Here is an 18,725-nt window from a genome sequence, read left to right as displayed (position 1 = left end):
CGCGGATGACAGCGCACGATCCCGGTCCGGAACCGAACGGCGGCAGGCGCGAGCCTCCGCTGGGACGTTTCGACGAATTGCAGTTCCGCCCGCCGCGCGCACGCGTTCGGCTGACGCGGACGCGCGCGTTCGCCGAACGCGTCAGCGCTTGGGACTGGCGCTGGATCCTGGCGCTGGTCCTGTTCGTGGTGGCGCTGCTGTTCGTGCTGCGGCAACCGCTCGCGGACTGGCTGTGGCCGCAGACGCGCGCCCAGCGTCTGCATGAGCGCGCCGAACAGGCGCTCGCCGCAGGCCGGCTCACGTCTCCAGATGGCACCGGCGCGCGCGAACTCTATGCCGCCGCGCTCGCGCTCGATCCGGACCGCGCCGACGCGCGCGTGGGACTCGACCGCGTCGGCAAGGCCGCGCTGGCGCAGGCGCGCGCGGCGATCGCGCGGCGACAGTTCGCGCAGGCGCACGACGCGCTCGACCTCGCCGAGGCATTGTCCGTTCCGCGCGCGGAAACGACGGCATTGCGCGAACAGCTCCGGCGCAACGAAGCCGCTTCGGTCGGCATCGACGAACTGCTGCAACAGGCCGCCGCTGCGCGTGCGGCCGGGCAGCTGGACGGCAAGGGCGGCGCGCTGCCCCTGTACCAGCGCGTACTCGAACTCGCGCCGGACCGCACCGAGGCGCTGGAAGGCCGCGAAGACACCCTGTCCGACCTGTTGCAGCAGGCGCGCGCGAACCTGCAGGAAGGCAACCTGGTGGCCGCCACCGTCATCGTGCGCGGCGTGCAGGCGGCCGATGCAGGGCATGTGGAATTGCCCGACATGCTGGCCGAACTCACCCGCGCCTCCGAACAGAAACGTCGTCAGGCCGCGCGCGAATTGCGCTCGGGCGACCTGGAACACGCGTTGCAGGACTACGGCGCCGCGCTGCTGGTGAATCCCGAGGATGCCGAGGCGATGCGCGGCGTGCAGGCGGTGGCGTCGGCGCATGCGCGCCGCAGCGACCGCCTGGCCGCGGACTACCGTTTCGACGAAGCGGAGGCCGAACTGCAGCAGGCGCAGACCGTCGCCGGCACGGGTGCCGCGCAGAATCCCGCGATCGCCGAAGCCCGCCAGCATCTCGCGCGTGCGCGACAGGCGCAGCGGCAGGCCACGCGGACGGCGCCGACGGCGGCGCAGCGGCGTCGCGTCACCCAGTTGCTCGCCGAAGCGGCGCAGGCGCAGGCGCGCGGCGACCTGCTCACGCCGCCCGGCGACAGCGCCTTCGACAAGCTGCGCGCGGCGCAGGCGCTGGCGCCGCAGGACGCGCAGGTGAAGGCCGCGTCCGCGCGCCTGCTGCCGGCGGCGGTGGCGTGCTTCAACGATGCGCTGCGCGAAAACCGCCTGGTTCGCGCCGGGGGCTGCCTGGATGCGCGGCGCGCGCTCGAAGGCGAATCCGCCGGCGTGCTCGCAGGCCGCAGCGAACTGGCGCAGCGCTGGATCGCACTCGGCGACCAGCGACTCAGTGCCGGCGAGATCGGTGGCGCGCAGTCCGCACTGGACGCGGCGCGCGCGCTGGATCCCGGTGCGGAAGGGCTGGCGGCGCTAGCCCAGCGCCTGCGCACCGCGGCACCGGAGCGGCGCTAGCGGGCGCGGCTTCAGGCCAGCAGCACCCGGCGCACCACGTCGCGACCCGCATCCAGCGAGAAGTGACGTTCGACGTTGGCAAGGCCATTGGCGGCCAGGCGCGCCCACAGCACCGGATCGGTGTACGCGCGCACGACGGCATCGGCGAAACCCGCCGCATCGTCCGCCACCAGCACGTCCTCGCCCGCGCGTAGGTGCATGCCTTCCACCGCGCACGCGGTCGCGACCACCGGTTGTCCGTGCGCCATGCTCAGGTTGACCTTGCCCTTGACGCCCGCGCCGTAGCGCAGCGGCGCGACGGCAAGCCGCGCACCGTCCATGTACGGCGCGATGTCGGCCACGTAGCCGTGCACGGTGACACCGGCCCGCGAGGCCAGCGCGGCGATCGCGTCGGGAACGTCGCCGCCGATGCAATGGAAGCGCACGTCCGGCAGGCGTTCGCGGACCCGCGGGAATACCGCGTCGACGAACCACGTCACCGCATCGACATTGGGCGGATGGCGGAAACCGCCGACGAAGACCAGGTCGTGCCGCGCCGCGAACGGCAGGCCCGGGCCGGCGACATCGTGCAGGTTCGACAGGATCTCGACCTGCGCTCCCGGCGCGTCGGTGGCGAGCAGGTCGCGTTCCGCTGCACTCACGACCAGGGTCACGTCGCTGCGCGCGATCACCTCGAGTTCGCGCGCGCGGGTGCGTTCGGCGGCACGCAGCAGGGCGGCGTTGCCGTCCACTTCGGCGCCGCGCCGTTCGCGCAGGTAGTGCAGGTCGACCGTGTCGAAGACGATCTTCGCCCGTGGTGCGTGGCGTCGCAGCAGCGGCAACAGTTCGCGCGCGACGTAATGGCGCGACACCACCACCGTGTCGAAGCGATGGCCGTTCCGACGCAGCCAGTCGGGCGAATTCTTCGACCACGGGCGGTGCCAGGCTTCGACGCCCAGTTGCTGCAGATCGCGCGTGTAGCGGCCTTCGTAACCGTGATCGGCGGGCAGGAAGACGACGTGCGCGCCTTCGTCGCGGAGCAGGCGCATCAGGTTGAACAGGCGCAGCGATCCCGAATCGCGATCGGGTTGCGGCGTCAGCGCATCGACGACCAGAACGGTCCTGCGGTAATGGCGATCGCCGCTCGACACCGGATCGTCGGAATGACGCGGATGCGTGCCCAGCACCGCCTGCCAGCGTTCGGCGAAGCGCTGCCGGTTGCGCGGCTGGTGCGCCTTCACGCCGCGGCGTTCGTCGGTGCCGGTGGTCACGCCTTCCAGATGCACGACCCACGACGCCGGCTGCACCAGCACGTGCAGCCCCCTGGCGCGCACGCGCATCGCGAGGTCGGTGTCCTCGTAGAAGGCGGGCGCATATGCGGGATCGAATCCGCCCATTTCGACGCACAGCGCGCGCGGCATCGCGAGCGCCGCGCCGGACACGTAGTCGACGCGGCGGACGTGATTGAACGCCGGTTCGTCGGCCGCATGCAGACGGGCGAGCTTGTCGGCCGAGCCGTCGTTCCAGACGATGCCGCCCGATTCCTGCAGGCGCCCGTCCGGATACAGCAGCTGCGCACCGACGATGCCCGTGCCGGGGTGCTCCGCAAACGTGCGCAGCAACACGTCGAGCCATCCCGGCTGCGGCACGGTGTCGTTGTTGAGGAACACCACGTAGTCGCCGCGTGCCAGCGCCAGACCGTCGTTGCAGGCGGCGATGAAGCCACCGTTCGCGGCGCGGCGGCGGTAGCGCAGTCCTTCGATCTGCGGCAGCACCGTCTGCGTCCCGTCGGAGGAGCCGTCGTCGACGACGATGATCTCGACCGCGACGCCCGGCGGATGCGCGGCCAGTGCGCGCAGGCATACCAGCGTGTGCGCGAGATGGTTGAACACGGGGATGACGATGCTGGCCGCGGGCATCGCCGCGGCCGCCGTCGACGGCACCGCGAACGGGGCGAAGGCGGCGGGTTCGAGGAGGTACAGCGCGGGACGCTGCGCCTCGGGGACGCGGCGGAACTGCTTCTTCACCCGTCGCCAGGTGGACGCGAGTCCGCGCGTCCGCAGGCTGCCCAGCCCGCGCGCGAGCAGGCCGGTGACGCGATCCACGCGGAACCGCAAATCGGTCCAGTTCATGCCGAAGGTGCCTGTTGCATTCGCCGTTCTCGTTCTTGCCCAATCCAGCGTGAATCGGCCACAGGAATCCCGGTCCGCCTGACCCGCCTGCGCTAGACTCGCCCGGTTCGGGCGCGCAGCCCCTCTATTCTGGCATCCAGTGGCGATCGATTACGACGAAGACGAAGACGGCGGACAGGACGGAGGCAGCGGCAGCGGGCAGTGGAAGCGACGTGTGGTCACCTGGACGCTGGCCGCGATCGCCCTGGGCCTGGGCTTCCTGATCCCCTACACGCTCTACCTCAACCACCAGGTCACCGAACGCTTCGGTCGCCTGAAGTGGCAGATCCCCACGCGCGTATATGCGCGCCCGCTCGAACTGCGGCCCGGCCTGGCGCTGGATACGCGCACCCTGAAGACGGAACTGGACGCGGCCGGCTATCACGAAGGCGACGGCCTCCGCGCGGGCAGCTACGCGCAGGACGGCGGGCACTGGAAGATTTCCAGCCGCGGCTTCAACGATGTCGACGGCGTCGTGCCGGCGCGGCGCATCGAGGTCGTCGTGTCCGGCGGACACGTTGCGAGCGTGCGCGAGGCCAAGGCACCGATCAAGGTCGCGCGGCTGGATCCGGCGCGCATCGCCACGCTGTACGGGCAGAAGCAGGAAGAACGCCGCCTGGTGCGCATCGAGGAAGTCCCCGAACTGCTGGTCACCGGCCTGCAGGCGGTCGAGGACCGCGACTTCAACCACCACATCGGCATCGACTTCAGCGGCATGCTGCGCGCCGCGTTCAAGACCGCGACCGGCCGCAAGCAGGGCGCGAGCACGCTGACCCAGCAGCTCGCGCGCAGCGGCCTGCTCGGCATCGGCAAGGAACAGACCTGGACCCGCAAGGGCAAGGAAATCCTCTACGCGCTGATCATCGATGCGCGTTATGAGAAACGCGACATCCTCGAGGCCTACCTCAACCAGGTCTACCTCGGGCAGCGCGGATCGCAGGCCATCCACGGCGTCGCGGCCGCTTCCGAATTCTGGTTCGGCCGCGACCTGCGCGACCTGAGCACGGAGCAGATCGCGCTGCTGGTGGGCATCGTGCGCGGCCCGTCGTGGTACGACCCGCGGCGCAATCCGCAACGCGCGCTGGAACGGCGCAACTTCGCGCTCGGCGAATTCCGCGAAACCAACCTCATCGACGAGAAGGAATACCAGCGCGCGCTGAAGGCGCCGCTCGGCGTCACGCCGACCGCGGGCACGATGGCGCCGAACCGTTTCCCCGCCTACGTCGACCTCGTCCGCCGCCAGCTCGCGCGCGATTACCCGGCCGACCAGCTCGCCGGCGCCGGCCTGAGCGTGATGACCGGCATGTCGCCTTCTGCGCAGGCCTTCGCCGAAGGCGCAGTGACGCGCACGCTGAAGAGTCTGGAAAGCAAGCGACGTCCGCCGCTGCAGGCCGGCCTCGTCGTGACCGACGTGCACAGCGGCCAGGTGCTCGCCGTGGTCGGCAGCCGCGAACACACCGAGCACGGCTTCAACCGCGCAGTGGAAGCGCAGCGGCCGGTGGGCTCGCTGCTCAAGCCGTTCGTGTACCTGCTCGCGCTGGCGACGCCGGACCAGTACTCGCTCGCGAGCTGGGTCGACGACTCACCGGTAACCGTCGACCTGGGCCGCGGCAAGCAGTGGACGCCGGGCAATTCCGACGGCCGCAGCCACGGCACCGTGCGCCTGCTCGATGCGCTGGCGATGTCGTACAACCAGGCCACCGTGCGGGTCGGCATGAAGGTCGCACCGGAACGCATCGCCGACCTGATCCGCACGCTCGCCGGCATCCATGCCGAGCCACGTCCGTCGCTGATCCTCGGCGCGATGGACCAGAGTCCGTATGCGATGGCGCAGCTGTACCAGTTCCTCGCCAGCGGTGGGCAGATCCAGCCGCTGCATGCGGTGCGCGGCGTGCTCGACGCGAACGGGCGCGCGCTCAAGCGTTACGACACCAAGCCGGCGCCGGCGCAGGAAGGCGACGCGATCGCCGCGCGCCTGATCACCATCGCCGGGCAGCACACCGTTACCAGCGGCACCGCCGCGCAACTGGTCCGCGACGGCCTCGGCCGCCTCAATGCCGCGGGCAAGACCGGTACCAGCAACGACGGCCGCGACAGCTGGTTCGCGGGCTGGACCGGCGATCACCTCGCGGTGATCTGGGTCGGCAACGACCAGAACAAGGAAACGGGCCTGTACGGCGCCACCGGCGCGATGCGCGTGTGGTCGGCGATCTTCTCGCGCCTGCCGAGCGCGCCGCTGCAGGTGGGCAGCAAGGGCATCGACTGGCAGTGGGTGATCGGCAGCAACACCACCGATGCCGATTGCGCCGGCGCTCGCCGCTTCGCCTTCGTCGCCGGATTCGCGCCGCAGTACGCGCCGTGCCCGATGCCGGAACCGATCGAAGAGGAAAGCGAAGGCGGTGGCTGGCGCGAATGGTTCGGCCTGGGGCGGCGCGACAAGGACGAACAGGAAGCGCGCGAGGTCCCGCCTCTGCCCGACCAGCAGCAATGAGCAGGATGCACGGAATGGGTAAGCACGGGATGGGCGCGTCGAGGATCTGCGCAGGCGTCGGCGCGCTGCTGCTCGCGGCCTGCGCCACGCAGGCGCCGCCGGCGCCGGCGTACGACGCGGCGGCGATCGTGCGGGCGATCCGCGCGGCCGGCGCGGCGAGCGGCAGCGAACTCGAAGTCCAGCCCCTGCGCGATCCGCAGCTGGAAGACCTGCGCCAGGAAGCGGCGCAACTCGAGGAAAAACACATGTACCGCGGCGCCGCCGAGCGGCTCGATCGCGCGCTGGCGCTCAATGCCGGCGATCCCGCGCTGCTGCAGGAGCGCGCCGAACTCGCCTTCCTGCTGCGCGAGCCGGATCAGGCGCAGGAATTCGCGAAGCAGGCGATCGACCTGGGCTCCACCACCGGCCCGCTGTGCCGGCGCCACTGGGAAACCCGGCTGCAGGCCGCCCTGTTGCGTGCCAACGACCGCGTGATCCGCCGCGACGAAAGCGAAACGCAGGCAACCGCGCGCGTGCAGGCCGCCGCGGCCGAGGTGCGCGCCGCGCGCACGCAACGCGACGCGTGCACCGTCGCCGCGCCCAACCGCTACTGATGTCGGGACGTCTCGCCGAAGCCAGCCGCGCGGCATTGAGCGAAGGCGGTGAACTCGCGTCGAAGATCGATGCGTTCGCGCCGCGCGCCGCGCAGCAGGATCTTTCCGCCGCGATTGCCGATGCGTTCGAAACGCGCGGCACGCTGATCGCCGAAGCCGGCACCGGCACCGGCAAGACCTTCGCCTACCTGGTGCCCGCGCTGCTGTCGGGCATGAAGACGATCGTCTCCACCGGCACGCGCGCACTGCAGGACCAGCTCTACCACCGCGATCTGCCGCGCGTGCGCGATGCGCTCGGAAAGGGACTGAAGACCGCGTTGCTCAAGGGCCGCGCGAACTACCTGTGCCTGTACCGGCTCAACCAGGCCAAGGGCGAGCCGAAATTCTCCAACCGCGAACAGGTCGCGCAGTTCCAGCGCATCGTCGCCTGGAGCGGCCGCACGCGCATGGGCGATCTGGCCGAGCTGGAGGCGCTGCCCGAGGATTCGCCGCTGCTGCCGAAGGTGACGTCGACCGCGGACAACTGCCTGGGCAGCGAATGCCCCTTCTTCGGCGACTGTTTCGTCGTGCAGGCGCGCCAGCGCGCGCAGGCGGCGGACGTCGTGGTGGTCAACCACCACCTGCTGCTCGCCGACCTTGCCCTGAAACAGGAAGGCTTCGGCGAAATCCTGCCCGGTGCGCAGGCCTTCGTCGTCGACGAGGCGCACCAGTTGCCGGATCTCGCCTCGCAGTTCTTCGGCGAAGCGCTGAGCGCGCGGCCGCTGGTCGAACTGGCCCGCGACGCGATCGCCGAGTGCAAGGACGTGCCCGGTTCGCTGGCGACGGTGCAGGGACCGGCGCGCGAGCTCGACCACGCGGTGCGTGCATTGCGCGCGGCCATGGACGAGTTGCCCGTGCGCGGCACGCGGCGGCGGGCGGGCGAATTGCCGGCAGTCGAGCAGGCCTTCGATGCGCTCGCTGCCGCGCTCGACCACATGCATGCGGTGCTGGAGCCGCTGCGCCAGTCCGCGCCGGGTTTCGATGGTTGCGCGGCGCGGGCGCGGGAATTCCTCGCGCGGCTGCGGCGCTGGCGCGGCGAACCCGCCGCGGACGCGGAACCCGCGGACGAATTCGAGGCCATCCCGTTCGACGAGGCCGCAGCGCCGGGTGACGATGAGGCCGGCGCGCGCGCGGACCAGCGCGAAGGCGGCGGCGTCCACTGGTACGAACTGACCGCGCGCGGCTTCCGCATCAGCCGTACGCCGCTCGACGTGGCCGGTCCGCTCGCGCAGCACCGCGAGCGCTCGCACGCGGCCTGGGTCTTCACTTCGGCCACGCTCGCCGTCGGTGGCCGCTTCGATCACTACGCCGCGAAGCTCGGCCTGGACGATCCGCGCACGCTGCTCGCGCCCAGCCCGTTCGACTGGCCGCGGCAGGCGCTGTGTTACCTGCCCACCGGCTTGCCCGATCCGGTCGTGCGCCACTACAGCGACAGCCTGGTCGACAAGCTGCGCCCCGTGCTCGAAGCCTCGCGCGGCCGTGCGTTCGTGCTGTTCGCCTCGCATCGCGCACTGCGCGAAGCGGCGGAACTCCTGCGCGACGGACCGTGGCCGCTGTTCGTGCAGGGCGAGGCGCCCCGGCCGGTGCTGCTGGAACGCTTCCGCGCCTCGGGCAACGGCGTGCTGCTGGGCGCGGCGAGTTTCCGCGAAGGCGTCGACGTCGCCGGTGAAGCGCTCAGCGTGGTGGTCATCGACAAGCTGCCGTTCGCCGCGCCCGACGATCCGGTGTTCGAAGCGCGGCTCGAAGCGATCCGCCGCAGCGGCGGCAATCCGTTCCGCGACGAGCAGCTGCCGCAGGCGGTGATCGCGCTGAAGCAGGGCGCGGGCCGCCTGATCCGCAGCGAGAGCGACCGCGGCGTGCTGGTGCTGTGCGATCCGCGCATCACCTCGAAGACCTACGGCAAGGTGTTCCTCGATTCGCTGCCGCCCCTGCCGCGGACGCGGCTGATCGAGGATGTCGCGGCGTTTTTTGCGCCAGAATCCGTGGCCGCCGATACCGCAACCGATCCCTCGTGAAACTGCTCGCTCTGGAAACCGCCACCGAAGCCTGTTCCGTCGCCCTCTGGCTCGATGGCGAGGTGCACGAACGTTTCGAACTCGCGCCACGCCGCCACGCCGAACTCACCCTGCCGTGGGCGGAGCAGTTGCTGGTCGAGGCCGGCGTGGTGAAGTCGCAACTCGATGCGATCGCGATCGGGCGCGGTCCGGGCGCGTTCACCGGCGTGCGGCTGGCGATCGCGATCGGGCAGGGCATCGCCCTCGCGCTCGATCGCCCCGTGGTTCCGGTTTCGACCCTGGCCGCATTGGCCTTGCAGGGGCCTGGTCCGCACGTGCTCGCCGCGATCGACGCCCGCATGGGCGAGGTGTATGCCGCGGCATTCGCCCTGCGCGACGGCGATGCGATCGCCCTCGATGCCGAGCGCGTGACGGCGCCGGACGCCGTCGCGCTGCCAACCGGCGACGAGCGCTGGCATGGCCGTGGCACCGGATTCGGCGCACAGGAAGGCGCACTCGCACGGCGGCTGGCACCCCGGCTCGCCAGCGTGGATGCGACCGCGCTGCCGCATGCCGCCGATGTCGCGCGCCTGGCGGCGCTGGCCTTCGCCCGCGGCGAAGCGGTGGCGCCGGAATTCGCCGAGCCCGCCTACCTGCGCGACAACGTCGCCCTGACCATCGCGGAGCAGCAGGCGCTGCGCGATTCGCGCTAGGGAACCGCGGACGGTGGCGCGGGTCAGTACTCCAGTTCCAGGAGGAAAGCACATGACCGAACACGCGAAACCCCCCAGCCGACGCAGCCGCATCATCGGCGAGGCCAGGTCCATTGCCCTGATGCTGGCGCTGCTGGCGGTGGCGCGGACCTCGTTCGCCAACCACTACACGGTGCCGAGCGGTTCGATGGAGAACACGCTGAAGCCGGGCGACCACGTCATCGTCGACATGTCGGCCTACGGGCTGCGCGTGCCGTTCACCGACATCGTCCTGGTGGAGCGCGGCCATCCGCAGCGCGGCGACATCGCCGTTTTCCGCTCGCCGGTGGACGGCACCCGGCTGATCAAGCGCGTGGTGGCCGTGGGCGGCGACCGGGTGAGCGTGACCGCGGGGCACCTGCGCATCAACGGCACGCCCATGGCATCGATGGCGGCTCCCGATGTCGAGCGCTTCGGCGAGCACCGCGCGGACCTCAACCTCGATCGCGGCGGCGGGCCGGACGTGGTGGCCGCGACCATTCCCGTCGGCCAGGTGCTGGTGATGGGCGACCACCGCGGCGACAGCTTCGATGGCCGCTATTTCGGCCTGGTGCCGGCCCGTTCGCTCTACGCCAAGGCGCGCTACGTGTACTGGCGCAGCGGGGAAGGACCGGTCTGGAAGCCGCTCTGAGCGCGCCAGGGCTGCATCGGCGGCTCAGTCGTCGATCAGCTCGCCGCCGGGCATGAACAGCCACGTGCGGGTGACATGCAGGATGTCCGGGTCTTCCTCCGTCTTGGGCAACGGCGCGTACGGCTCGGCGAGCTGCGCGATCCGCAGGGCGGAGGAATCCAGCAGCGGAATCCCGCTCGACTGGATCACCTGCGCCCGTTCGACCGTGCCGTTGCGGCGGATCGCGACCGTGATGACGACCTTGCCGGCCAGGTGGCGGCGACGGGCTTCATCGGGATAGTTGAGGTTGCCCACGCGCTCGACGCGCTTGACCCATTCGCTCAGGTAGGTCGCCCAGGCGTATTCGGTGGTGCTGGCCGACACGAACTTGCGCTTGGGGCGCTTGGCGTAGCGCTCCGAGCGCAGGTGGATCTCGGCGGCCAGCCGGGCCATGGCGATGTCGCGCGCGATCTTCTCGCGGCCGCGCGGCAGCACCTGCTCGTCCGGCGGCGGCGTGGCCTGGGCCTTGGCGATCTCGGCTTCGCCATGCAGGCTGCTGACCACCCGGTCCTGCGGCGCCGGCTGCGGTGCCGGCGACTGCGCCCGCAGGGGACGCGGGGCGATGCCGGGCTCGGGTTGCGGCGCCAGGCCGGACTGGGTTTCGCGCGGGCGGGTGGTCTTGTCGTGCTCGCCGCCGCCCTGGTTGCTGGCCTGGGCCAGGAAGTCGGCCTGCTTCTGCGTCAGCGGCGAGGTCGTCTCGGTCAGGATCACGTCCAGCGTGGGCATCACCGGCGCCGCGCTTTCGACCGCCCAGCCCACGCCCAGCAGCAGGATGGCGTGGACCAGGACCGACAGCACCATGGTGGCGCTGATGCGGCGGTTCTCGCCCACGGCGTACTCGCCGGGGTGCGGCGGGACTCGGGCGGCGACCGTGCTCATGCGGACAGTTTCTGCTCGATGCAGTCGAAGAGCGTGCCGGCGATGTTCAGGCCGAACTGCGCATCCAGCTCCCGGATGCAGGTCGGGCTGGTGACGTTGACCTCGGTCAGGTAGTCCCCGATCACGTCCAGGCCGACGAAGATCATGCCGCGGCGGCGCAGTTCCGGGCCGACCCGGGTGGCGATCCAGCGGTCGCGTTCGCTGAGCGGCTGGCCGCGGCCCTTGCCGCCCGCGGCAAGATTGCCGCGGAACTCGTCGCCCTGCGGGATCCGCGCCAGGCAGTAGTCGATGGGCACGCCATCGACCAGCAGGATCCGCTTGTCGCCCTCGGTGATCTCCGGCAGGTAGCGCTGGGCCATCGCCAGTTCGCGCCCTCCGGCGGTCAGGGTCTCCAGGATCACGTTGGTGTTGGGATCGCCGGCGCGGACCCGGAAGATCGACCGACCGCCCATGCCGTCGAGCGGCTTGAGCACGGCGTCGCCATGTTCGGCCAGGAAGGCCTTGAGCACCGCGGCCTCGCGGCTCACCACGGTGGGGGGGATGCACTGCGGGAATTCCAGCGCGGCCAGCTTCTCGTTCATGTCGCGCAGGCCCTGCGGGTCGTTCACGACCAGCGCTCCCGCCCGCTGCGCCAATCCCAAGATGTGGGTGTCGTTGAGGTAGGCGGTATCGACCGGTGGGTCCTTGCGCATCAGTACGATCTGGCCCGGAGCGAACGTCCAGCGGGTCCAGTCGCCCAGTTCGTACCAGCCGGCCGGATCGTCCTTCACCACCAGCGGGGCGACGGTCGCCTGCGCCCGGCCATCCGCGACCGCCAGACCGCCCGGACGTACGTACCATAGGCGGTGGCCTCGACGCTGGCCCTCGAGCAGCATGGCGAACGTGGAGTCCTTGGCGATCTTGATGGACCCGATCGGATCCATCACCACGACGATGTCGGCACCCGGTTGCGAGGGCATGTTGGCAGCGCTGAAAACGATGCGCGCGATGGTAGCAGGCGGGGTCGCCGGCGCGGCCGGGCGTGCCCCAAAACGTCATGTTCCGGACGCTCCGGTGCAATCCGGGTCGCGATTGTGCGACCCCGCACATTCAGGGATGGGCGTTCCCCCGATCTCGCTTGACAGTCCGCGCTATGCTTGAAATAAAGGCACTTCGCGACGTGCGGGGTTCGCCGTGATCGCACAGGGGATTCAAAGCATGCAAGACGGTCGCAACGGCAATCTCGAAGGCCTGAAGGTCATGGTGATCGATGATTCCAAGACCATTCGCCGGACCGCGGAGACTTTGCTGAAGCGCGAAGGCTGCGACGTCGTGACCGCGACCGATGGCTTCGAGGCCCTGGCGAAGATCGCCGACCAGCAGCCGCAGATCATCTTCGTCGACATCATGATGCCGCGACTCGACGGCTATCAGACCTGCGCGCTGATCAAGAACAACCATCTGTTCAAGAACACGCCGGTCATCATGCTGTCGTCCAAGGATGGCCTGTTCGACAAGGCCCGCGGCCGCATCGTGGGCTCCGAGCAGTATCTGACCAAGCCGTTCACGCGCGAGGAGCTCCTCGACGCGATCCGCAATCATGTACACGCCTGACCGGGGGGTAGGGCATCAATGGCACGTATTCTGCTGATCGAGGATTCGCCGACCGATACGGCGGTTCTCACCCAGCTGCTGGAGCGCAACGGACATCAGGTCCTCACGTCCGGTAGCGCCGAAGACGGTATCGCGGTCGCGCAGCGCGAGCTGCCCGACCTCGTCATCATGGATGTGGTCCTGCCCGGCATGAACGGCTTCCAGGCCACCCGCGCGCTGTCGCGCGACGCCGCGACCAGCGCCATTCCGGTGCTGATCGTCAGCACCAAGAGCATGGACACCGACAAGGCCTGGGGCATGCGCCAGGGCGCTCGCGACTACATCGTCAAGCCGCCGAGCGAAGCCGAGCTGATCGCCCGCATCAATGCAGTGCTGGGTCACTGACCGGGTCGCCACGTGAGTCGCAAAGCCTCCCCGCTCAGCCCGTTCGAGCTGCTGGCCGACTATGAGCGCCGCAGCCTGGAACACGTCGCCGGCCTGCCCGAGCAGCTCGACGCGCCGGGCCTGTGGCGCGGCGTGGGCTATCGTGTCGGCGCGAATCGCCTGGCCTCCGGTTTCGACGAGGTTCGCGAAATCCTGCCGCTGCCGCCCATCACCCAGGTGCCCGGCTCCCAGCCGTGGATGCTCGGCGTGGCCAACGTGCGCGGCAACCTGCTGCCGATCGTCGACCTCAAGCAGTTCCTCGAAGGCGAGCGCACCGTCGTGCACGAAAGCCAGCGCGTGCTGCTCGTGCGCCAGCCCGGCGGCGATGTCGCCGTGCTGATCGACGAGCTCTACGGCCAGCGCAGCTTCGTCGAAGCGCAGAAGGTGGACGAGGCGCAGGCCGACGAGAACCAGTTCCATCAGGGACGCTACGCGCATTTCGTCGACCGGGCCTATCGGGTCGGCGAGCACGCGTGGGGCATTTTCAGCCTGGACCGGCTGGCCCGCACTCCCGAATTCCGTCAAGCCGCCGGCTGACGCCACCAACAACCAGCAGCACGCAAGCAGCAATCGCCAACGAGGTTGAACCATGAGCACTGTGATGAATCCCAAGGGCCGCGGCCTCGGCGTCAATACCTGGTTGACGATCCTCGGCGTCTCGGTGGTCATCTTCGGTCTGAACGCCGGTTACGCCACCTACAAGGGCTCGCGACTGGCGAGCGCGAGCTCGTCGGCATCGGCGCTGCAGGTGAATTCGCAACGGCTCGCGGTGCAGGGCGCCGAGGCCGTGGCCGGTGACAAGGAGGCCTACGCGAACTTCAAGGCCACCAAGGCCCAGATGGACGCGGACGTGCAGCAGTTGAACGAACGCTTCGGCAACGAGCTGGGCGTGTCGGGCGACATCGAGAAGGTCTCCAACACCTGGGACCTCGTGGGCAAGAACGCGGACCAGGTCATCGCGTCGGAAGGCGCGGTCACCGGCCTGGCCAGCAAGGCGGACAGCTTCTCGGCCAAGGTGCCGCAGTTGCAGGCGCGACTGGACGAACTGGTGCGCGCGATGTCCTCGTCGGGCTCGCCCGCATCGCAGGTCTACCTCGCGCTGCGCCAGAACGTGCTCGCGGGCGCGATGGACAAGAGCATCACCTCGATGCGTGCCGGCGGCCCGGGCGCATCGATCGCCGGCGACCAGCTGGCCCGTAACGCCACCGTGTTCGGCAACGTGCTGGTCGGCCTGCGCAAGGGCGACGCCGCGCTCGGCGTGACCCCGCTGTCCAACGGCGGCGCGCTGGCCGCTCTCGGCCAGGCCGAGGCGCTGTGGACCGACATGAAGAAGGACCTGGACGCGATCAGCGCCGGTTCCAAGAACCTGTTCACCGCGCAGGCCGCGGCGGGCACCATCACCAGCGAATCCAACACGCTGCTCGGCCAGAGCGAATCGCTGTTCCGCTCGCTGACCGCGTTCGGTTCGGTGCGCAGCAAGAACCCGATCGGCCACATCCTGGTGTCGATCCTCTCCGGTATCGCCGCCATCCTCGCCATCGCGGGCCTGCTGTTCTCGCTGAACCGCGCACAGCAGAAGCGCTACCAGACCACCAAGGAACTCAACGACCGCAACCAGGAGGCGATCATGCGCCTGCTGGACGAAATGGGTTCGCTCGCGGAAGGCGACCTGACCGTGAAGGCGACCGTGACCGAGGACATGACCGGCGCGATCGCGGACTCGATCAACTTCGCCGTCGAACAGCTGCGCAGCCTGGTGCAGACGATTACCGACACCTCGGTGCAGGTGGCCTCCAGCGCGCAGGAAACGCAGGCCACCGCCATGCACCTCGCCGAAGCTGCCGAGCACCAGGCGCAGGAAATCAGCTCCGCTTCCGACCGCATCAGCGAAATCGCGGCGAGCATCGACCAGGTGTCGAAGAACTCCGCCGAATCCGCGGACGTGGCGCAGCGCTCAGTGCAGATCGCGACCAAGGGCGCCGGCGTCGTGCGCCAGACGATCGCGGGCATGGACTCGATCCGCGACCAGATCCAGGAAACCTCGAAGCGAATCAAGCGACTGGGCGAGTCGTCGCAGGAAATCGGCTCGATCGTGGAACTGATCAACGACATCTCGGAGCAGACCAACATTCTCGCGCTGAACGCGGCAATTCAGGCGGCCTCGGCCGGTGAAGCGGGCCGCGGCTTCGCGGTGGTGGCGGACGAAGTGCAGCGACTCGCCGAACGCGCATCGAACGCGACCAAGCGAATCGAAACGCTGGTCCAGACGATTCAGTCGGACACCAACGAAGCGGTGTCCTCGATGGAGCAGACGACCTCGGAAGTGGTGGCGGGTGCCCGCCTCGCCGAAGACGCGGGTACCGCGCTGGGCGAGATCGAAAAGGTGTCGTCCGACCTGTCGGGCCTCATTCAGGGCATCTCGACCGCGGCGAAGCAGCAGTCCAGCGCGGCGTCGAACATCACCCAGACGATGAATACCATCCAGTCGATTACCGCGCAGACTTCGCAGGGTGCGAGCCAGACGGCGCAGTCGATCGGAAACCTGGCGCAGCTCGCGGCCGACCTGCGCCGTTCGGTCGCCGACTTCAAGCTGCCGGCCTGACCGACGCCAGACGGAACCGAGACGAGATGGACGGCCTGATGGCAAACCGCCCTGCGCCCGCGCCCGCCCCTGAAGCGGACGCCGCGGTTGCGCGCCGACACGGAGGCAACCGATGACCGTGTTGCGCGACGCGATCGACACGACCACGCTGGGGTGGGTGAAGCCCGAGCTCGACGCCACGCTGCGCCTGGCACGCGACGAGATCGAGGCCTTTGCCGAGAATCCCTCGCAGACCGCGCACATGAAGACCTGCGCGGCGCACATGCACCAGGTGCACGGCACGCTGCGCATGATCGAGCTGTATGCGCCGGCCATGGTCGCCGAGGAAATGGAGCGCCTGGCCCTGTCGCTGCTGCGCGGCGAAGTCGCCGAACGCGACGATGCCTGCGCCGCGCTGATGCGCGGCGTGGTGCAGCTGCCGGACTACCTGGAACGCCTGCAGGGCGGCCATCGCGACATTCCGATCGTGCTGTTGCCGCTGCTCAACGAGCTGCGCGCCACCCGCGGCGAAACCGGGCTGAGCGAGAGCGTGCTGTTCTCGCCCGACCTCGATCGCCCGCTGCCGGAAAACCTTCCCGCTCCGGCACCGTCGGCGCCGAAACCGGCGCGCGACGACCTGCTGACCCAACTGGGCGCGCTGCGCGATGCGCTTGCCGCATGGCCCGAAGACGGTGCGCCGGCCGATGCCGCGCAACTGGCGAAGATCGTCGATTCGCTGCTCGCCCAGGTCGATACCGAACCGCTGCGCCGCATGCTCTGGGTCGCCTCGTCGGTGGCCGGCGCGTTGCGCGACGGCGCACTGGCCGCCAGCCGCGGCGTGCGCCAGGCCTTTGCCGGTGTCGAACGCGAAGCGCGACAGACGCTGGTCGAGGACAGTTTCGCCTTCAGCGCGCCGCGTGCCGATGCCGCCGCCGAACCCACCCGGCAGCTGCTCTACCACGTGGCGCACAGCGAGAGCCAGCACCCGGCGCTCAACAGCCTGCGCCAGACTTTCGACCTCGCCGGACAGCTGCCCAGCGAGGATGAGCTCGAACACGCGCGCGGCAGCCTCAGCGGGCGCAACCGCGCGCTGCTCGACACGGTTTCGGCGGCGATCAAGGAAGACCTCCTGCGCGTGAAGGACGCGCTGGACCTGCACCTGCGCACGCGCCAGACCGACGTCAACGAACTGCAGCCGCAGGTCGACGCGCTGACCCGCGTCAGCGACACGCTGGGCATGATGGGTCTCGGCGTCGCGCGCAACGTCGTGATGCAGCAACGCGATGCCATGCGCGAAATCGTCGCCGGCCGCCGCGCCGCCGACGAGGGCGCACTGCTCGATGTCGCCGGCGCGTTGCTGTACGTCGACGCTTCGCTGGACGACCAGGTCGCGCGCCTCGGCCGCGCCGATGCAGGCAGCGAGGAAGACCTCGCCGCCGGCGAACGCAACAAGGTCATCGACGTGGTGGTGCGCGAAGCCATCGCCAACTTCGGCGACGCGCGCCAGTCGTTCGTCGCCTTCGTCGAGACCGGCTGGGAACACGCCGAACTGGGCGAAGTGCCGCGCCTGCTGGACGAAGTCGGCGGCGCACTGCGCATGCTGGAACAACAGCAGCCCGCCGACTACCTCACGGCGGTGAAGCGCTACGTCGAAGTCGAACTGCTCAACCGCAAGCGCGTTCCCAACAGCCAGCAGCTGGACACCATGGCCGATGCCCTGGCCAGCCTGGAGTACTACCTCGAAGCGCTGCGCGACCAGCGTCCCGCGCGCGACGAGATCCTGGAGATCGCCCGCCACGCATTGGAGCGCCTGCGTTACTGGCCGCTGCCGGCGGTGTCGGAGGAGTCGGCCGGCGTGGCCGCGCCGACGGAGTCGCTGCAGCTTTCGCCGGAACTCGCCGATGCGCTCGACTTCGGCAAGATCGAACCGTTCCGCGGCGTGGCGCATGCCCCCGTGGTCGAGAAGCCGGCTTCGGCGCCGTCGCATGCGATCGTCGACACGCCGGCGCAACCGGTCGAACCGGCCGCGCCCGCCCCCGAACCGGTGGCACACGCCCCGGTCGCGACGACCGCCGACGCGGTGGCCGCGGGCGGTTTCGAACGCAGCGACGACATCGACGACGAGATCCGCGAGGTCTTCCTCGAGGAACTGCAGGAAGAAATCAGCAACCTCGGCGAACTCCTGCCGCCGTGGCGCGAGCACCCGGACGATGCCGAACGCCTGCGCCCGATTCGCCGCGTCTTCCACACGCTGAAGGGCAGTGGTCGCCTGGTCGGCGCCAAGACCCTCGGCGAGTTCAGCTGGAAGGTCGAAAACATGCTCAACCGCGTGCTCGACGGCACGCGTCCGGCGAGCCCCGCGGTCGTGGCCCTGGTCGGCCATGCCTACGACGCGCTGCCGCAGCTGCATGACGCATTGCGTGGCGAAGGCGTGATTACCGCCGATCTGGCCGGCATCGAATCCGTCGCCGACCGCCTGGCGGCGGGCGAGGAAGCCATCTTCACCCCGGCCGTGGCCGCTCCCGCTGCGGTGCCCGCGCCGGCCGACGAGGTCGTCCCGGAACTGGCCGATGCCGCGGTCGTAGCGATCGACGTGGGCGATCTGCAGGGTGAAGTCGCGCCGCTGGCGGCCGAACCGGCCCCCGCGGCCGCCGAGCCGGTGGTGGTTCCGGGGGTGCGCGCATCGGTCGATGCCGTGCTGCTGGAGATCCTGGCCGGCGAAGTCGGTGGTCACCTGGTCACCATCGAAAACTGGCTGGACATCTCGCGCAATGCGCCGCAGCCGGCCACCGAGCCGTTGCAGCGCGCCGTGCACACGCTCAACGGTGCGTTCGCGATGACCGAGGTGCCGGTGATCACCGAGATCACCGCTCCCACCGAGACCTATATCAAGCGCCTGCTCGCCGCCGCCGGCGTCCCCACGCCGGAAGGCGTGGCCGCCATG

Annotated in this window: 13 protein-coding genes and 1 pseudogene; 11 read left to right on the top strand and 3 right to left on the bottom strand. The window is 69.9% G+C overall.

Annotation, left to right across the window (positions count from 1 at the left end):
- Nucleotides 1–5: 5 nt before the first annotated feature.
- Nucleotides 6–1,616 (top strand): hypothetical protein, encoded by a 1,611-nt coding sequence (locus ACFPN1_RS07060; RefSeq protein WP_386754137.1) that lies wholly within the window; start codon nt 6–8, stop codon nt 1,614–1,616.
- A gap of 11 nt (nt 1,617–1,627) precedes the next feature.
- Here the strand turns inward: ACFPN1_RS07060 and ACFPN1_RS07055 are convergent, their stop codons facing one another.
- On the bottom strand, nt 1,628–3,727 hold the full coding sequence (locus ACFPN1_RS07055) for a glycosyltransferase (RefSeq protein WP_386754136.1): 2,100 nt from the start codon (nt 3,725–3,727) through the stop codon (nt 1,628–1,630).
- A 139-nt stretch (nt 3,728–3,866) separates the two neighbouring features.
- On the opposite strand from ACFPN1_RS07055, the gene mrcB reads away from it, so the two are divergent.
- From mrcB to lepB, 5 genes are read left to right on the top strand one after another with little or no spacing between them, the layout of a single operon-like run.
- Entirely contained in the window at nt 3,867–6,257 is a 2,391-nt protein-coding gene (gene mrcB / locus ACFPN1_RS07050) for a penicillin-binding protein 1B (RefSeq protein ID WP_386754134.1), read from the top strand.
- A 14-nt stretch (nt 6,258–6,271) separates the two neighbouring features.
- On the top strand, nt 6,272–6,850 hold the full coding sequence (locus tag ACFPN1_RS07045; protein ID WP_386754133.1) for a hypothetical protein: 579 nt from the start codon (nt 6,272–6,274) through the stop codon (nt 6,848–6,850).
- A complete protein-coding gene (locus tag ACFPN1_RS07040) occupies nt 6,850–8,904 on the top strand; it encodes an ATP-dependent DNA helicase (RefSeq protein WP_386754132.1) in 2,055 nt (684 codons plus the stop codon). Before ACFPN1_RS07045 ends, ACFPN1_RS07040 begins: the two co-directional genes overlap by 1 nt.
- On the top strand, nt 8,901–9,596 hold the full coding sequence (tsaB, locus tag ACFPN1_RS07035; protein ID WP_386754131.1) for a tRNA (adenosine(37)-N6)-threonylcarbamoyltransferase complex dimerization subunit type 1 TsaB: 696 nt from the start codon (nt 8,901–8,903) through the stop codon (nt 9,594–9,596). The genes ACFPN1_RS07040 and tsaB overlap by 4 nt, the downstream gene beginning before the upstream one ends.
- A gap of 52 nt (nt 9,597–9,648) precedes the next feature.
- Nucleotides 9,649–10,266, top strand: coding sequence for a signal peptidase I (gene lepB / locus ACFPN1_RS07030; RefSeq protein ID WP_386754130.1), 618 nt, complete (start codon nt 9,649–9,651; stop codon nt 10,264–10,266).
- 24 nt (nt 10,267–10,290) lie between these two features.
- Here lepB and ACFPN1_RS07025 read toward each other — a convergent pair whose 3' ends face one another.
- Together ACFPN1_RS07025 and gshB are read right to left on the bottom strand one after the other, a co-directional pair.
- Nucleotides 10,291–11,184, bottom strand: coding sequence for an energy transducer TonB (locus tag ACFPN1_RS07025; protein WP_386754129.1), 894 nt, complete (start codon nt 11,182–11,184; stop codon nt 10,291–10,293).
- Nucleotides 11,181–12,143 (bottom strand): glutathione synthase, encoded by a 963-nt coding sequence (gene gshB / locus ACFPN1_RS07020; protein ID WP_386754128.1) that lies wholly within the window; start codon nt 12,141–12,143, stop codon nt 11,181–11,183. The genes ACFPN1_RS07025 and gshB overlap by 4 nt, the downstream gene beginning before the upstream one ends.
- A 238-nt stretch (nt 12,144–12,381) precedes the next feature.
- Here gshB and pilG point away from each other — a divergent pair, with 238 nt between their 5' ends.
- The 5 genes and pseudogenes from pilG to ACFPN1_RS06995 form a co-directional block, all read left to right on the top strand.
- The gene (gene pilG / locus ACFPN1_RS07015) at nt 12,382–12,777 is read left to right on the top strand and encodes a twitching motility response regulator PilG (RefSeq protein WP_386754127.1); all 396 of its coding nucleotides are present in this window, start codon (nt 12,382–12,384) and stop codon (nt 12,775–12,777) included.
- 18 nt (nt 12,778–12,795) lie between these two features.
- Nucleotides 12,796–13,161 (top strand): response regulator transcription factor, encoded by a 366-nt coding sequence (locus ACFPN1_RS07010; protein ID WP_386754126.1) that lies wholly within the window; start codon nt 12,796–12,798, stop codon nt 13,159–13,161.
- Nucleotides 13,162–13,173: 12 nt separating this feature from the next.
- Nucleotides 13,174–13,737, top strand: a complete 564-nt coding sequence (locus tag ACFPN1_RS07005) for a chemotaxis protein CheW (protein ID WP_386754124.1) — start codon at nt 13,174–13,176, stop codon at nt 13,735–13,737.
- Between the two features lie 52 nt (nt 13,738–13,789).
- Entirely contained in the window at nt 13,790–15,802 is a 2,013-nt protein-coding gene (locus ACFPN1_RS07000) for a methyl-accepting chemotaxis protein (protein WP_386754123.1), read from the top strand.
- Between the two features lie 112 nt (nt 15,803–15,914).
- A pseudogene (locus ACFPN1_RS06995) lies at nt 15,915–18,686 on the top strand (Hpt domain-containing protein); the annotation flags it as partial.
- Nucleotides 18,687–18,725: the final 39 nt, after the last annotated feature.

Source organism: Lysobacter yangpyeongensis, from assembly GCF_042655745.1.
In the GTDB taxonomy this organism is placed as follows: Bacteria; Pseudomonadota; Gammaproteobacteria; order Xanthomonadales; family Xanthomonadaceae; genus Agrilutibacter; species Agrilutibacter yangpyeongensis.
Note: the sequence above shows the minus strand (reverse complement) of the source record. Positions and strands in the feature narration are given on the sequence as shown.

Coding starts and splice junctions, on each gene's coding strand:
- pilG (WP_386754127.1), top strand. CDS start 12,382: ATGCAAGACGGTCGCAACGGCAATCTCGAAGGCCTGAAGGTCATGGTG.
- ACFPN1_RS07010 (WP_386754126.1), top strand. CDS start 12,796: ATGGCACGTATTCTGCTGATCGAGGATTCGCCGACCGATACGGCGGTT.
- ACFPN1_RS07040 (WP_386754132.1), top strand. CDS start 6,850: ATGTCGGGACGTCTCGCCGAAGCCAGCCGCGCGGCATTGAGCGAAGGC.
- ACFPN1_RS07045 (WP_386754133.1), top strand. CDS start 6,272: ATGGGTAAGCACGGGATGGGCGCGTCGAGGATCTGCGCAGGCGTCGGC.
- gshB (WP_386754128.1), bottom strand. CDS start 12,143: ATGCCCTCGCAACCGGGTGCCGACATCGTCGTGGTGATGGATCCGATC.
- lepB (WP_386754130.1), top strand. CDS start 9,649: ATGACCGAACACGCGAAACCCCCCAGCCGACGCAGCCGCATCATCGGC.
- ACFPN1_RS07055 (WP_386754136.1), bottom strand. CDS start 3,727: ATGAACTGGACCGATTTGCGGTTCCGCGTGGATCGCGTCACCGGCCTG.
- ACFPN1_RS07025 (WP_386754129.1), bottom strand. CDS start 11,184: ATGAGCACGGTCGCCGCCCGAGTCCCGCCGCACCCCGGCGAGTACGCC.
- ACFPN1_RS07060 (WP_386754137.1), top strand. CDS start 6: ATGACAGCGCACGATCCCGGTCCGGAACCGAACGGCGGCAGGCGCGAG.
- ACFPN1_RS07000 (WP_386754123.1), top strand. CDS start 13,790: ATGAGCACTGTGATGAATCCCAAGGGCCGCGGCCTCGGCGTCAATACC.